Consider the following 15,927-nt stretch of genomic DNA (forward strand, 5'->3'; position numbering starts at 1 on the left):
GCCCGCCGCGCGGAGCGGGCGTAGCGTGGCCACGTCCACGACGATCCAGGAGATGAGCATGCGCAGCAGCCGTGCAGGAAGCGGGGCGGCCCACCGGGCCTGCTCGGCGTGACCCCTCGCGCCCTCCTCTCCGATCACCGCATGCCGCAGCCCGCTCCGGGCCGTGCCCGCATGCCCGTCACAGGACACCCCCATGAACACACTCACCGAGTCCCAGCTCCGCGACGCCTTCGTCAACGCCTCCAAGGGTGAAGCGAAGCGCGCGATGCTCCCCGACCTCGACCAGATCGACTTCACCCGTCTCGACTATCTCGGCTGGCAGGACGCGAAGAAGCCGCGGAACCACTACATCGCCCTCGAGCTCGACGGGCAGGTGGCCGCGCTGCTGCTGCGCGGCCCCGAGAACCCGCCGGCGAAGAAGCTGCTGTGCGCGTGGTGCGAGGACATCGTCGACGGCGTGCACGCGGCGAGCTTCGTCGCCCCGCTCGCCGGTGCCTCCGGCCGCCGCGGGAACACCGTCGGCACCGCGATCTGCGCCGACTTCCGCTGCTCGCGCAACGTGCGCCGGGAGCCGAGCTCCTTCGAGATCCGCTCGGAGGACCCGGCCCTGCTCGCCTACCACCGCGAGCAGAAGATCGAGGGCCTGCGCGAGCGCTCCACGGCGTTCGTGCGCAGCGTGCTCAGCCGCAGCTGAGGTCCACCACGACGTCCGCCCGGTCGCGGGTCCCGGCGACCAGGCGGGCGTTGGCCTCATCGGGGCCGAGCGCCCACTCCCTCGCCGCCTGCGGGGACTTCCCGAAGCGCTCGTGCCGGGCGATGAGCCGCTCGATCCGCAGCCCTTCGGGCACCTCGACGAACCAGCAGGCGTCCAGCATGGCGCGGACCTGCGCGAACGGTCCGTCCTCGAGCAGCAGGTAGTTCCCCTCGGTGATCACCAGCGGCACCTCGGCGCCCACCTCGATCGCGCCGGCGAGCGGCTGCTCGAGCTCCCGGTCGAACATCGGCGCCCACACCGGCGCATCCTGCGGCCGGGCGGTGCGCAGCCGCTGCAGCAGCGCCGCGTAGCCGCCGGCGTCGAAGGTGTCCGGCGCGCCCTTGCGCCCGAGCCGGCCCAGCCGCTCGAGCGCCGCATCGGCCAGGTGGAAGCCGTCCATCGGCACCAGCACCGCCTGCTCGCCGAGCTGACGGACGAGCCGCGCGGCGAGGGTGGACTTCCCCGCCCCGGGCGCCCCGGCGATGCCCAGCAGGCGGCGGCTCCCGCTGCGCAGCGCCTCGTCCAGCAGGGCTCGCGCGTCCTGGACAGCGTTCACGCGAGCTCCACCTCGACCACCTCGCCGCGCAGCGGCAGATGGATCAGGATCCGCGAGGGCGCGAGGCCCGCCGCCGTCAGCGCCCGCGCATAGGTCGCCATCTGTCCCAGGTACTTCTCCCGCACATGCTCGACCGGATGCTCCCCCGGATAGGTCTTGTGGTCCACGAGCACCACCTGCCCGTCCGGCAGGCGCAGCAGCGTGTCGATCCAGCCCTCCATCACCTGGTCGTCCTCGTTCCACCAGCTGATCGGCTGCTCGGTGAGCTCCTCGGCGCCGGGGAACTCGGCGGCGAGGAACCCGGCCCATGCCTGCCCGGCCTCGCGCAGCACCGACGGCTCGACCGCGCGGGAGACCGCCCAGCGCTCGACGAGCCGGGCCGCGGCCGCCTCCCGCTGCGCCTCGCCGAGCGGAGGCAGCGCGAGATAGGCGTGCACCGCCTCGCCCACCCGCTCCCACTGCGGGCCTCCGCCGGGCACGAGCCGTCGCCCGATCGTCCGCGGCGTCCCGACCGTGCCGGCCACGTCCTCGGCGCCGACGCCGGAGGCCTGGAACCGCGCCCGGAGCCGCTGCGGATCCGGTCGGTCGCCGACGAGGTCGCTCGCCGCGAGCGGGCTGCGCCGGGCGTCGAAGCGCGGCGCCCCCTCCTCGAGCACCCCGGCCGGGGTGCGCACCACGGCGGGCAGCAGACCTCCGCCGCGCACGGCGATGCCCGCCCCGCCCGCGGACCAGGTCAGCAGCGGCGGGGAGTCCTCCCGGGCGGCGGGCACGAGCGCGTCGAGCACGGGCGCCGAGCCGTCGCCGCTGAGCACGGTGACGTCGGCCGCGCGGGTGAAGGCGACGTACTGCAGCCGCCCGGACTCCTGCCGCTCCCGGGCGGTGCGCCGCTGCGCATGGGCGGAGGCGGCGAGGGCGTCCTGCAGCGCGGCGAGGCGCGGCAGCACTGCGGGCCAGTAGCGCGGGGCGCGGCCCGCGAGCGGTGCGGCCACGTCCAGCTGCGGGGCGGGCAGCACGAACGCGCCGGAGGTCTGGGGGCGCTCGGTCGGGTCGTGGTCGAGCATCACGACCACCTGCGACCACTCGAGCCCCTTCGCGGCGTGGATCGTGCCCACCCACACCGTGTCCGGGGTGCCGGTGAGGTCCGGGCCGCGGTCCACCGCGTCCAGCTCGATCCGCAGCCCGGTCAGGGTGATCGGGGCGGAGTCGGCCCGGGCCCGGTCCGCGTACTGCGCGGCGACGGCGCGCAGCGCGTCGAGCGTGCGCAGGCGCTTCTCGGGCGCGGGCCAGGCGCGGATCCGCTCGGGCAGGTCCAGCGCGTCCACGAGCGCGGTGATCATCTCGACGGGGGACAGGGAGATGCACTCCTCCCGCAGCGCCCGCAGGCCGGCGAGCACCGGGTCCCGCCACCACTGCGCGAACAGCTCCCGGCGCGCCATGCGGTCCTCCTGCGCGGCGAGGTCCGCGAACCACGTCCCGTGCGCGGCATGGTCGGGCAGCAGGTCCACCAGCTCGGTGAGCGCGAGCGTGTCGGAGAGGTCGAGGGTGACCGCGAGCGCGGCCCGCACCAGGCGCCCCTCGCGGGAGGCGAGGATCGCGGTGCCCTCGCCGGAGGCGGGGACGCCGCGCGCGGTGAGCGCGTCGATCACCTCCTGCGCCCGACGGTTCGAGCGCACCAGCACGGCGATGTCGGCGGGCCCTGTGCCCTCCTCGCGCAGCAGGGCGAGCACCCCGTCGGCGACCGCGGTCGCGTGCTGGGGGTAGGTGAGCCGCTTCGGCACCTCGGGCACCCACGCCTCGAGTCGGCCCGCTTTCCGTCCGGCCGCCTCCCGCGCGGCGACCGCCTCCGGCGCGGCGGTGGTGACCACCCGCTCGCGCGGCAGCTCGGGGAAGACCTGCGGGAACACCGCGCCGACGAGGTCGAGGACCGGCTCCTGGGAGCGCCAGGAGTGGCGCAGGTCCAGCACCTCGGCGTCGCCGAGGCCGGCCGTGCCCTGCTCGATCCGCTCGATGATGCCGAGCATGAGGGAGGGGTCCGCGTCGCGGAAGCCGTAGATCGCCTGCTTCGGGTCGCCCACCCAGATCTTGGCGTCGATCAGCTGCGACAGCTCGAGGAACAGCGCGAGCTGCACGGGGGAGGTGTCCTGGAACTCGTCGACGGCGAGCAGGCGGAAGCGGGTGCGGATCACCTCGCGGGCCCGCTCGCTGGTGCGCACCAGCTCGAGGGTCCGCACCTCCTGGTCGATGAAGTCGATCAGCCCCAGCTCGTCCTTGTAGCGCTGGTACGCCTCGAGGGAGTCCGCGGCGGTGCCCATCACGAGCGCGATGAGGGAGCGGAGGTCCTCGTGCAGCGCGGGGTTCGCGGGCAGCTCCTCCGCGATCGTGGTGGCGACCCCGGCCAGGGCGAGGTCGACGTCCTTGCTGAAGGCGTAGCCCTTCGCGCCGGGGTCGACGGCCTTCGCCTCGGCGACCGCGGCGATCTTCGCCCAGGCGCTCCACGGCGCCCTCTCCGGCTCGGCCACGTCCCGCAGCAGGCGCTCGAGGGTCAGCAGGTGCTTGTCCACCGTCCTCGCCGTCCGCTCCGGGAGCTCCAGCGCCCGCAGCCCGCGCACCGCCTCGGCGATCCCGGAGCGCCAGGCCGGGCGCCGATCGGCCGCCTCGGCCTCCGGCAGCGCCGCCTCGCGGTACTCCTCGAAGGAGCGCTCGGCCGCCTCCCGCAGCGCGGCGGCGCCGATCAGGTTGGTGCGGGCCCGGCCGGCCAGGTCCCGCACATGCGCGCGCCACGACGGGGAGGCGGCCCAGGGCACCTCCGGTTCCTCCTCGCCGTCGTGCTCGGTGCGGGCGAGCAGCCCGGCCGCCCGCGCCCCGGCCTGTGCGGCGGTCTCGTCGATCGCGGCGCGGAAGGCGGCCCTCTGCCGGTCCTCGTCGAGCACCTGCACGTCGGGGGAGATGCCGGCGTCGAGCGCGAACTCGCGCAGCAGCTCCCCGGAGACCGAGTTGACGGTGCTGATCAGGGCGCTGTCCACGCCGCGGGCGGCGTCGACCTGGCCGCGCTCGAGCAGGGTGCGGCGCACCCGGTCGCGCAGCTCGGCGGCGGCTTTGGTGGTGAAGGTCGTCGCGATCAGCTGCGAGGGGTCGAGGCCCTGCGCGATCCGCTCGGCGATCTGATGGGTGAGCGTGTGCGTCTTGCCCGAGCCCGCCGAGGCGTTGATGAGGGTGAAGGTCTGCGTCATCGGAGTGCTCCCGTCGTCCCGCACAGCACGGCATGGTCCCCGAGGCCGCAGTGGTCCTCCACCAGCAGAGAGCCGGCCTCCCGCTCGGCCGCGCGCGCCTTCGCGAGCGCGGTGGACCGCTTCGACCAGGTGGCAGTGGCGTCCAGGCCGGTGCGCTCCTGGAGCTCGCGGCAGCCGCAGCGGATCCGTCCCGCGGCGACCTCGTCGAGCCTCGCGGTGACCGCGGCGAGCATGCGCCGCCACGCCTCGCCGGTGTCCATCGGCGCGCGGCCGTGGGGGTCCAGCTCCGGGTCGGCGGAGACGAACTCGCCGCTGCGCAGCAGGAAGTAGCCGACGTCGGCGGGCTCCTCGCCCGGATGCTCCTGCGCGAGGGTCCAGGCGTAGGAGGCCAGCTGGATCGCCTCGGAGGTGTCGAAGAGGTCGCCGTAGCGGGTGCGGCTGCGGGACCATTTCAGGTCCAGCACGGTGCGGCGTCCGTCGGGGCCGACGGCGTCCAGGTCGCGGCTGCCCACGAACGGGACGGTGCGCTCGCCGCCCGTGAGGGGGAGGGCCAGAGGCAGCTCGAAGCGGGTCTCGGTGCCGGTGATCCGCAGCCCTGCCTGCGTGACGCCCGAGAAGAGGGCGCTGACGGAGCGCACGGCCCGGTCGCGCACGTCCTCCCGGGCGGCGGCGCGGCCGGGCAGGTCCAGCTCGGAGGCGAGCTGGGGCACGAGCCGGTCCAGCACCGCCTCGATCTCGTCGTCGGTCGGGGCGGTGGCGCCGGAGCGCTCGTGCACGAGGGTCTCGACGACGGCGTGGACGAGGGTGCCGATCATGCGGGCGCCCGTCGGCAGCACGGCGACCTCGGCGGGCCGCACGTCCAGCGCGTGCTGCAGCGCCCACTGGTGGGGGCAGGCGAGCAGCGCGGCGATCTGCGTGTAGGAGAGCCTGCGCGGCAGCAGGTGCGGGGCCGGGGCGATCCGGTGCTCGAGCGGCGGCTTCTCCGGCTCCGGGGCGAGCGGCGGCGCTGCGACCTCGAGGGTCCTCCCGGCGAGGCTCCATCTCCCGTCCTCGATCAGCTCCTCGGGTCGCAGCCGCGTGCCCGCGCCGAGGTGGGCGAGCAGACCGCTCGGACCGGGGACCTCCTCGAGTCGGCGCCCGGGCAGCACGGCGACGACCGCTCCGGCGCGGCGCAGGCCCCGCAGCGCGGCGTCGACCTCGAGGGAGGCGAGCTGCGTGGGGGTCATGACGCGGCCGCCGCCGGCCTCGAGGGCGGCGGTCTCGGCCGCATCCCAGCGCTGCGCGGGGCGCGCCCGGTCGGAGGACGGCCCCCACCACAGCACCGTGCCGGAGCGCACCTGCGCGGGGGAGGTGGTGACCTGCCACGGGGACACCTCCCGCACCGCCCGGGGCGAGGGGCCGGCGCCGCCGCAGCTGTCGATGATCTGCTGCAGGGTGCGGCGGGCGAGGGGCTCGGCGGCGTCGAGCATGCCCAGCACGCGCTGCAGCACCTGCACCTGGGTGAGGCTCGCCAGCAGGTCCCCGTCCCCGCGGGCGACGGCGCGCAGCCGCTCCGCGAGCCAGTCCAGACGCTCGGCGATCGCGCCGGGGCGCAGGTCGTCGGCGGGCAGCGGCGCGGCCACCAGGCGGTCGATCACGCGGGCCGCCTCGAGGGCGCGCGGCTGCTCGGCCTCGGAGATCCGGGCGAGCGCCGCCTGCCAGGCCGGCCCGCCCACCCCGGGCTCGACCGAGAGCGCGCCCAGCAGCTCGCGCCGGGCGAGGGCGGGCACGAGCCCGACCGGCTCCGCCTCGGCTCCCGCGCCGGGCAGCACCCGCAGGTCCAGCAGCGCGGCGAGCTGGTGGACGTCCACGGGGGCGGTCGCGACGTCGAGGAACAGGCCCAGCACCTGGTGGTGGGCACGGTCGCGGGAGGGGCCGACGGCACCGATCGCGGGCAGGCCGCGCCGGTGCAGCGCCCGGTCCAGCACGTCGGTGTCCGCGGCGGCGAGCACGGTGACCTGCGGATCGGCGGCGAGGAAGCGGGCAGCGGCGTCGGCGGCGGACCACTCGTCCAGCGCCTCGACGACCGTCAGCCCCGGCGAGCCCGCGGCGGCGCGGGCAGGCCCCTCGAGCCGCACCCCTGCCTCCGCCAGCAGCTCCAGCAGACGCGGCCACATCCCGGGCAGCGCCGCCGGCTGCTCCTCGAGCACGAGCTCCTCGATCCCGAGCGGCCAGGCACCGGCGACCTCCTCGAGCAGGTCGATGATCTCCCGCAGGTCGTCGGCGCCGGAGGGGGCGAGCGTCCCGGTCACGCCGACCGCGGCGGCGCGCTCGAGGTCCCGCAGCACCGCGAGCCGCTCCGGCAGGGGGCCCTCCGCCGTCGCGGGCCGCCAGCCCGTCGCCACGGCGGCGTCGCGCCAGCGCAGCAGCTGCGCGGCCGTGCTCCAGGGATCCACCGCGAAGGACCGGGCCGGCCAGTCCTGGGGATTCTCCTGCAGCAGGCGCAGGTACTGCGCGATGCGCACCGCCGGCTCGACCGCAGGGCGCGTCAGCCCCAGGCGCCCCTGCAGCAGCTGCACCAGCCCGCGCGGCCCGAGGCGTGCCGCACCGGAGGCTCCGCCCCCGTCGGCCCAGGCCGCGCCGTCCAGGGACCAGCCGAACTCGATACGCATGGAGCCACTGTAGGGGGCGGACGTCCCGTCGCGGATCAGTCCTCGGCCGGCTGCGGCTGCGGATCCGGGATCTCCTCGGGGCGGTACGCGGGCAGGCGCGACGCGGGCAGGGCGGCGACCGCGCTGATCCCGGCGAGGACCAGGAACCCGATCTTCAGGGTGCGCAGTCGCTGCTCCTCGTTCAGCGCCACGGCGGCGTCGACCTGTGCTTCGGAGGCGGTGGTGCGGCTGAGCACCTCGTGCAGCTCGTCGTTGCTGACGAAGTTCACCTGGTCGAGATCGACCTGGGCCACGAGCTCCTCGGGCAGCTCCGGATGCTCGACCACGGCGCGGCCGATGCCGGCGCCGAGCACCATCACCAGCACCGCGCCCATCACCGCGGTGCCCACGGCGGAGGCGAGGTTCTGGGTGGTGCCGCGCAGGGAACCGACGTCGCCTGCCAGCTCCTTCGGCACGGCGGTGACCAGCACGTTGAACACGAGCGTCACCAGCGCGCCCTGGCCGATCCCGAAGGCGACCAGACCGAGGATCGTGGGCAGCGTCTCCCAGTTGTTCGTGACCACCAGCGACAGCCAGATCAGGGAGAGCGTGGTCAGCGTGAAGGAGAACAGGGCGATGGTGCGCGGGGAGAAGCGGGAGTAGAAGCGGACGATCAGGGTGGCGGTGACGAACACCGTGAGGTTGAACGGCATCATCGCCAGCGAGGTGTCCAGCGGGGTGCGCCCCTGCACCACCTGGATGTAGATCGGGACGGTGAAGTTCACCGCCGCCTCCATCGAGACGATGATGAACATCGCGTAGACCGCGGAGCGCTCGCGCCGGTTCCCGAGCACGCGCAGGTCCACCAGGGGGACCTTGCCGTGCTCGGCGCGACGTCGGGTGCGCAGGAGGAACAGCTGCCCCAGCATGATGCCGACCACCACGAGCACCGGGGCGGGGGAGAGACCGAGCACGGACAGCGGCGCGGTGTCCTCGGCCACCAGCACGCCCCATCCGTTCAGATTGTTGAAGCCCAGCGTGAGGGCGACCACCGCGCCGCCGATCAGCGCGGAGGCCGGCAGGTCGATGCGGATCGAGGGATCGCCCTTGTCCGAGCGGAGCGTGAAGGACAGCGCGAACACCGCCACCGCCAGCGCGAGCGTGATGAAGAAGATGGGCCGCCAGCCCACGAAGGTGCCGAGCGTGCCGCCGATGAGGAACGCGCTCACGCCGGAGATCGCGCGCGCCGAGCCGAGGGAGCCGACGGCGGTGGCCTGCTGGGCTCCGCGGTAGTTCTCCGCGATCAGCGCCACCAGCGCCGGGACGATGATCGCGGCGGCGGCGCCGGCGAGCAGCTGGCCGAGGATCGCCCAGGTGACCGTCGGAGCGAGGATCATCATCAGCGAGGAGGCCGCGAACACCGCGAGCACGCAGCGGAAGATCAGAGTCCAGCCGATGCGCTGGCCGAGCTTCGCACCGGTCATCACGAGCGCCGCGACGGCGAGGCCGTAGACGACGATGGTGGAGCTCGCGACCGTCGGCGGGACGGAGAAGTCCTCGACCATCCCGCCGAGCGAGATCGGCAGCGCCGCGACGTTGAAGGACATCAGCACCTGGGCCAGGAACAGCCCGATCATCGGAGTCCAGGAGCTGCGGGCGGTCTCATCCATCACGGTGCGCCTTTCCACGGGGAGCCGAGGCGAAGAGGTTCAGGCCGAGGGAGCGGGAGAGGTGGGCGCAGGCGCGCTGGCCGCGCACGCTGTTCCCGGCCCGGTCCAGCAGCGGGGAGAAGGTGCCCAGCGCGCCCTTGCCGGGGGCGATCGCGACGATCCCGCCGGAGACCCCTGACTTGGCCGGCAGGCCGATCTCGAACTGCCACTCGCCGGAGAGCTCGTACATGCCGCAGGCGGCGAGGACGGCGAGCGTGTCCCGGCACGCCTCGGCAGTCACGACCTGCTCGCCGGTCACGGGGTTCAGGCCGCCGTCGGCGAGGGTCGCGCTCATCACGGCGAGGTCCTCGGCGGTGACCCGCAGCGAGCACTGGCGCGTGTACACCTCGACCATCTCCTCGGGGCGCCCGGCCAGGCGCCCGTAGGAGGTGAGCAGGTCGGCGATGCCCTGGTTGCGGTGGTTGGTCTCGGACTCGCTGCGCAGCACGCGCTCGTCGAGCTCGAGGGAGCGGCCCGCGAACCGGCTCAGCCCCTCGTGCACGGCGAGCCACCCGCCCGGCAGCAGCGCGGTGGTCGCGATCGCGCCGGCGTTCACCATGGGGTTCATCGGGCTGCCCTGGTTCAGCTCGAGCGCGATCACCGAGTTGAAGGGGAGCCCGGTGTTGTTGACGCCGACGACGCGGTGCACCGCCTCGTGCCCGATCGCGTCGAGCACGAGCGCGAGCACGAAGGCCTTGGAGATCGACTGGATCGTGAAGGGTGCCGCGGTGTCGCCGGCGAGGTGGGTCGTGCCGTCGGCCTCGACGAGAGCCAGGCCGAACAGGGCGGAATCGGCCTCGGCGAGGGCGGGGATGTAGTCAGCCACCGTGCCCTCGTCGAGACCGGCGTATCGTGCATGGGCCTCGCGCAGCAGCCGGGCCACCTGGGGCTCGTCCGGCAGGTCACCGGTCAGCGCACGCTGCGGGACGTCCTCCAGCGGACTCTCGAACATGACGCTCCCTCCCCAGCGGCCCTTCCACCCTATGCCCGGGAGGCGACCTGCGTCACGTGTGTCATCGGTTGAACGGGTCGTCCGGTCGGATGCCCCAGGAGAACCCGCGCTCGTAGAGGACCTCCCCGGACTCGTCGGGCGCGAGCACCAGGTCCTGGCCCTCGCCGGTGACGTGCAGGGTCCCGTCGGCCTGCTCCTCGACCTCGAGCACGAGCGTCTCCCCCTCGTCCTCGACGAACTCCTGCACCGGCTGCCCCTCCTCGCGCAGGTCCTTGAGCGTGAGCTCGATCGTGTCCCCCTCGCCGCGGGTCCACGACCCGCTGCGCAGCGCCCCATCGGCGGTCCGCAGCTGCGCCTGCGCCGCGCCGCCGTAGCTGATCGAACCGAGCGAGAGGCGGCTCCAGCGCGTGTCCTCGGCGAGCTGCGCGGCGGGCTCGGCGGTGTCCTCGGCGACGGTCCACACCCCGACCGGCACCGACTCGTCGACGCTGCGCGGCGGGTACATCGCCGAGACGCCCCACAGCACGGCGCCTGCGAGCACCACGGCGAGGACGGGAGCGGCGATCGCGCCGACCCGCTCGGCGGGCCGCCAGGGGACCAGCCGCAGCCGCGGCCCCTCGTCGATCTCCCCACGCCCCAGCACCGCCCGCACGAGCCGCGGCATCCACGGGATCAGCACCAGCAGCGACATCAGGACGTACACGGCCGACGGCGTCTTGACCATCACGTCGTAGCCGATGTTCAGCACCAGCACGAAGCTCATCGAGGCCGCGGAGATCAGAGCGCCGAGCGGCACTGTGCGCCGCCACAGCAGAGCGAGCCCCGCCCCGAACTCGGCGAGCCCGGCGAGGAACTGGAAGACGGGGGAGAAGGCGACCATCCGCCACAGCAGCCCCATCGGGCTCATCTCGCCGTGGGCGATCAGGGCGTCGCCCGCGTCGGAGAACCCGAACTGGCCGAACACCAGCTTCGCCGCGCCGTAGTAGAGCAGCACGAGCGCGAGCGCGAGCCGCACCGCGCCGTGCACCCACCAGGCGGCGGTCACGCCGACGGTGCGCGCCAGGTGCTTCTCTGCGGAGTACTCGGTGGCGACCATGTCCCCATCCCACTGCATCGCGGTGCCGCCGCTGATCACCCTGCGGTCTGGACCCCGCTACGACCTTCGACGGACATCGCCGCCGCTCACAGCATCGCGTGCTCGGCCACCCACGACGCCTCCGTGCGCAGCGGCTGTCCGACCACGAGCTCTCCGTCGGTGACGAACCCCTCCTCGCGCCCGGCGAGCTCCTCGATCAGCAGCGCCCGGTGCCGTGCGAGCTCGGCCGGCTCCTCGCCGGCCAGGTCGTGCAGCTCCTGGGGGTCCTCCTCGAGGTCGAACAGCTGCTCGTGCCCGTCCCCGGAGAACCACACGTACTTGTGCCGCTGCGAGCGGATCCACTGCATGGAGTGGCGGCCCAGGGAGCCGATCACGTGCTCCCCGTGCAGGTGATCGCGCGTCTGCGTGCGCAGGTCGATCCCGTCGACGCCGTCCGGCACCTCCGCCCCGGCCAGGCCCAGCAGCGTCGGCATCACATCGCGCAGCTCCGCGATCGTCCCGGGCTCGTTCCAGCCCTCGCACCAGCGCGGCGGCACGTGGACGATGAGCGGCACCCGCGCCGAGCCCTCGTAGCCCACCGACTTCCGGTACATGTCGTGGTCGCCCATCATGTCGCCGTGGTCGGAGACGACCACGATCACGGTGTCCTCGAGCAGGCCCTGATCCGAGAGGGTCTCCCGCAGCCGGTTCAGCTGCAGGTCGATGAACTCGATCGAGCCGTAGTACCCGGCCCGCACCTGCTGGTGGGTGCTCTCCTTCTGCGCCCCGAACTCCGCCTCGGAGCCGAAGTCGCGCCGGTGCTCGTCGAAGCGGGAGACCCAGTCCCCGACGGGCCGGTCGCCGAGGTCCCGCTCCCGGTACTTCTCCCACAGCCAGGCAGGCGGATCGAAGGGTGCGTGCGGGCGGTGGAAGGACATGTACAGGAAGAACGGCCGGGTCGGGTCCCGCCGCTCGAGGAAGCGCAGGGACTGATCGGCCACCCAGCGCGTCGGGTGCAGCCGCTCCTCACGTTCCCAGGGCCGGGCCGTCAGCGCATTGCAGCCGATCCCGGTCTCCTGGTAGTCGGCGCGCGGATCCCCGGTCTCGGCGCGGAGGAACTCGACATAGTCGTCGATGGCGGCGGACGGCCCCCGGGACAGCCGCCGCGAGGTGTGCAGGAAACCGTCGTGCAGCAGCACCTCGTCGAAGCCGCAGCGTGCCCGGTCCGGGAACACGTGCATCTTCCCCACGGCATAGGTCTGGTACCCGTCCTCCCGCAGCACCGACGGCAGCGTCACCGGGTACGCGTCCGGGAACGAGATCCCCTCCCGGTACCCGTAGCGGCCGTGCAGCGCCGGGGACTTCCCCGTCAGCAGCGCGACCCGCGCCGGCACGCAGGTCGGCGTCGCCGAGTACGCGCGGGGGAAGCGGTACCCGCCGCGGGCCAGGTCGTCGAGGTTCGGGGTGTCGATCGCGTCGTTCCCGGCGACGCCCATCGCGTCGGCACGCATCTGGTCGACGCAGAGGAGGATGATGTTCGGACGGTCGGGGGTGGGTGTCACGGCGGCGGTCATCCCTTCACTGCGCCGGAGAAGGACTCGATGAAGTACTTCTGGAGGATGATGAACACGATGATGATCGGCATCAGCGCGATGGTGGACGCGGCAGACATCATGCCCCAGTCGCTGAAGTACTGGTTCTGGAGGCTGTAGATGCCGACCGCGAGTGTGCGCAGCTCCGGCTGCGACAGCGTGAGCACCAGCGGCAGCAGGAAGTCGTTCCAGGCATGCATGAACTGGAGGATCACCGCCGTGGCGAGCACGGGGCCCGACAGCGGCAGGTAGACCCGCAGGAAGATCCGCAGGAACCCGGCGCCGTCGACCTTCGCAGCCTCCTCGAGCTCCTTCGGGAGCTGGGCGAAGTAGCCCGCGAACAGCAGCACGACGATGACGCTGACCCCGCCGGCCTCCGCGAGGGTCATGCCCCACAGGCTGCCCGAGAGCCCCAGCGAGTCGATGAGATCGAAGATCGGGATCACGGTGTAGCCCTGCGGCAGGAAGACCACCAGCGCGAGCATCGCGTAGATGATCCGTTTGCCCGGGAAGGCGTAGCGCCCCAGCACGTAGCCCAGCAGCGCGTTGACCGTCACCGAGATGAGGATCGACATGCCCGTGACGAAGATCGTGTTGAGGAAGTAGCGACCCATGTTCGCCTCGTGCCAGGCGCGGATGTAGTTGTCCAGGCGAAGCGTCGAGGTGAAGGGGTTCAGCGAGCCGAAGATCTCGGCGTTGGACTTGAAGGAGCTGGAGACCACCCAGACGAACGGGTAGATCCACACCAGGGCGATCGGCAGCAGTATCAACCCGCCGACGAGCAGGGCGATGCGCTCGGAGCGTCGGAGCCTCTTCCGCGGCGGAGCCGACGGAGGGGCCTCGGGAGCATCGGACGTGACGGACGGGAGAGCGGTCGAGAGGGTCACTTCATCCTCTTCCTCTGAGCGGAGACCAGCGTGATGGCCCAGGCCTGCAGCAGCGCGATCGCGAGGGTCGCGAGGCCGAAGAAGCAGCCGGCGGCGGAGGCGTAGCCCAGACGGGGGACCCCGCCTGCGGAGTCGGGGGCGAAAGCGGTGCGGAAGATGTACACCTCGACCACCTCCGAGGAGTAGTAGGGGCCGCCGCCGGTGAGGGCCTGGATGAGGGCGAAGGCGTGGAGGTTCTCGTTCGCGGTCAGCACGATGATGATCACGGAGAAGGGGATCAGCACCGGGAGCGTGATCCGCAGGAGGCGCTGCACGGCACCGGCTCCGTCCATCGCCGCGGCTTCGTAGTACTCGGCGGGCACGGTCTGCAGGGCTGCGAGCCAGTAGATGAGCGTCATGCCGAAGTTCTTCCACGTGTGCAGCGCGAGCGCGCTCCACAGGGCCAGGGTCGGATCCGAGAGGAATTCGACCGGCGCATCGGACAGCCCGGTGCTCGTCAGGAAGAACGACACGGGGCCGTTGCTGGGCGAGAGCACGAACGTCAGCACTACGCCGATGACGGACGCCGCGGCCATCACGGGCAGGAAGAACACGGTGCGGAAGAACGTCGAGAGCCTGCCTCGGATGATGTTGTTCAGCACGATCGCGAGCACGAGCGCCAGCCCCACGCGCAGGGGGACGCCGATGAGCACGAACACCATCGAACGACCGAAGGAGCCCCAGAACAGAGGGTCCTTCACGAGCTCGCGGTAGTTCGCGAGCCCCACGAAGTCCTTGCCGTCCGTGAACCCGTTCCACTCGGTCAGCGAGAAGTACCACGAGGCGAGCATCGGGTAGAAGACGAACATCGCCGTGAGCACCAGGCCGGGGACGATGAACAGGTAGATCCAGAACAGCTCTCCGCGGCGGTGTCGCCGCAGGGTCCCGGCCATGGCGGAGGTGCTCATCGGCTCTCCAGCTCGGCGTAGTGCTCCGCCGTGTAGTCGGTCGTCGGATCCCAGTTGGGGAACTGGAGCTCGCTGATGTCGACGTCTGCGCCGTCCGCTGCGGCCTCCTCGAAGGCCTTCTCCATCTCCTCGTCCCGGCGGGAGTCGAGGTCCTTCAGCGCAGCCTCCGCATCGGAGATCTGACCGGTGAAGACGCCTTCGATGAGCGCGGAGATGGACGGATCGCTCGACTGGAGCTTCAGCGTCACCTCCCCGGCGGCCTCGTTGCGGATCTCGAACTGGGGGCAGGTGCGCATGGTGGCCGCAGCGAGATCGGCGACCAGGGCTGCACGATCGTTCAGCAGCGAGGGGTCCGCCGAGGCGTTGGCCTCCTCGAGGGTGGAGACGAGGAAGCCCTCGGAGAGCTCGACCATCGTGCGCTGCCCGTCGACCGATCCCATGTACTGGATGACGGCCGCCGCGGCCTCCACGTTCGGGCTGTCGGCGTACAGCCAGCTCATGTTCGCACCGGTCTCCCGGAACGGGATCGTGTACTCGGAGCCGTCGGGGGAGGGCAGCGGCAGGATCGTGTAGTCGAAGTCGGGGTAGTCCTGTGCCCACTGGGCGATGTCCCACGGCCCGTTGAGGGAGATCCCGGCGAGACCGGTGGGGAACTGGGCCCGGGCGTCGGCGTCCTTGAGCGTCAGGAACCCCGGGACGAAGGATCCGTCGTCGATGAGCGATCGGACGAACTCCAGGGCCTCGAGGTATTCGGGGGCCGAGTACTCGTGCTTCCCGGTCTTCATGTTCATGCCGTCGGAGTTTCCGAGCCAGCCGGCGGTGTTGGCGAGGTTCCCGATGACCACGTACAGGTGGTCGGCGGTGGAGAGGATGCCCGGGGTCCCGGCGGCGGTGATCTCCTTGGCCAGGGATCGCAGGTCATCCCAGGTGGAGACGTCCTCGACGGGGACGGACACGCCGGCCGCCTCCGCCGCCGCGTGCGAGATGTACTGCGTGATGTCCAGGCGACGGGTGGAGTTCAACGGCCAGCTGTACGTCTTCCCGTCGAACACGTGGATGCCGTTGATCAGAGCGGTCGCGGGGAAGCCCGCTTTCCAGGAATCGAAGTCGGGCAGCACGTCGTCGAGGGGCTGGACCCAGCCTTCGTTGATGGCGGTCTCGGCGGGAACGTTCTGCGGAAGGGCGAACACATCGGGCGCGGAGCCGTTGCGGATCCCCAGCGGGACGACCTGGTTGACCTGGTCCCAGCCGGAACCGTCGTACTTGGTGGTGACCTCGGGGAACTTCTCTCCGAAGGCGTCGATGACCGCGCCGATGAACACGGCCTTGAGGTCTCCGGAGTCCATCCACAGCAGCTGGTCGGCGTCGCTGTCCTCGGGGTCGAAGGAGAAGGCGAAGTCCGCGTCGTCGGTCGTGGCGGCCGGGGCGTCGCCGCCCGTCTCGACCGAGCATGCGGAGAGTCCACAGGTCGCCAGGACGGTGGCGCCGAGGACGCTGCGACGTCGGAATGCGGGCGTTGAGCTGGAGCGGGTGCGGGACATCTCGTCCTCCTGAGCGGGGTGGGATCGGTACGACAAGGAATTCGAGGTGCGGAG

The 15,927-nt window shown here is 72.5% G+C and carries 11 protein-coding genes; 1 reads left to right on the top strand and 10 read right to left on the bottom strand.

The annotated features are described in order from the left end of the window. The first annotated feature begins 193 nt into the window (after positions 1–193). Positions 194–694, top strand: coding sequence for an FBP domain-containing protein (locus D1648_RS03900; RefSeq protein ID WP_122939511.1), 501 nt, complete (start codon positions 194–196; stop codon positions 692–694). On the opposite strand, the gene D1648_RS03905 is transcribed toward D1648_RS03900, so the two are convergent. The 10 genes from D1648_RS03905 to D1648_RS03950 form a co-directional block, all read right to left on the bottom strand. Further along, positions 681–1,310 carry a nucleoside/nucleotide kinase family protein gene (locus D1648_RS03905; protein ID WP_122939512.1) on the bottom strand — a complete coding sequence of 210 codons (630 nt, stop codon included), beginning with the start codon at positions 1,308–1,310 and terminating at the stop codon, positions 681–683. The two genes, D1648_RS03900 and D1648_RS03905, sit on opposite strands and share 14 nt — an antisense overlap. Then, entirely contained in the window at positions 1,307–4,540 is a 3,234-nt protein-coding gene (locus tag D1648_RS03910) for an exodeoxyribonuclease V subunit beta (RefSeq protein ID WP_122940213.1), read from the bottom strand. Before D1648_RS03910 ends, D1648_RS03905 begins: the two co-directional genes overlap by 4 nt. After that, complete coding sequence (locus tag D1648_RS03915) at positions 4,537–7,191, bottom strand: PD-(D/E)XK nuclease family protein (RefSeq protein ID WP_122939513.1); 2,655 nt, start codon at positions 7,189–7,191, stop codon at positions 4,537–4,539. Before D1648_RS03915 ends, D1648_RS03910 begins: the two co-directional genes overlap by 4 nt. Before the next feature lie 35 nt (positions 7,192–7,226). Further along, entirely contained in the window at positions 7,227–8,840 is a 1,614-nt protein-coding gene (locus tag D1648_RS03920; protein WP_241155344.1) for an MFS transporter, read from the bottom strand. Next, positions 8,833–9,831, bottom strand: a complete 999-nt coding sequence (glsA, locus tag D1648_RS03925; RefSeq protein WP_122939514.1) for a glutaminase A — start codon at positions 9,829–9,831, stop codon at positions 8,833–8,835. The genes D1648_RS03920 and glsA overlap by 8 nt, the downstream gene beginning before the upstream one ends. A 61-nt stretch (positions 9,832–9,892) precedes the next feature. Continuing rightward, the gene (locus D1648_RS03930) at positions 9,893–10,927 is read right to left on the bottom strand and encodes a hypothetical protein (RefSeq protein WP_241155345.1); all 1,035 of its coding nucleotides are present in this window, start codon (positions 10,925–10,927) and stop codon (positions 9,893–9,895) included. Between the two features lie 86 nt (positions 10,928–11,013). Beyond that, on the bottom strand, positions 11,014–12,468 hold the full coding sequence (locus D1648_RS03935; protein ID WP_241155346.1) for an arylsulfatase: 1,455 nt from the start codon (positions 12,466–12,468) through the stop codon (positions 11,014–11,016). A gap of 8 nt (positions 12,469–12,476) precedes the next feature. Next, positions 12,477–13,385 carry a carbohydrate ABC transporter permease gene (locus tag D1648_RS03940; RefSeq protein ID WP_206424771.1) on the bottom strand — a complete coding sequence of 303 codons (909 nt, stop codon included), beginning with the start codon at positions 13,383–13,385 and terminating at the stop codon, positions 12,477–12,479. Continuing rightward, positions 13,382–14,332: a carbohydrate ABC transporter permease gene (locus D1648_RS03945; RefSeq protein ID WP_122939516.1), complete on the bottom strand. Its 951-nt coding sequence runs from the start codon at positions 14,330–14,332 to the stop codon at positions 13,382–13,384. The genes D1648_RS03940 and D1648_RS03945 overlap by 4 nt, the downstream gene beginning before the upstream one ends. Continuing rightward, positions 14,329–15,873 (bottom strand): ABC transporter substrate-binding protein, encoded by a 1,545-nt coding sequence (locus D1648_RS03950; protein WP_122939517.1) that lies wholly within the window; start codon positions 15,871–15,873, stop codon positions 14,329–14,331. The genes D1648_RS03945 and D1648_RS03950 overlap by 4 nt, the downstream gene beginning before the upstream one ends. Positions 15,874–15,927: the final 54 nt, after the last annotated feature.

Origin of the sequence: Brachybacterium sp. EE-P12 (genome assembly GCF_003711805.1) — a bacterium.
GTDB lineage: Bacteria > Actinomycetota > Actinomycetes > Actinomycetales > Dermabacteraceae > Brachybacterium.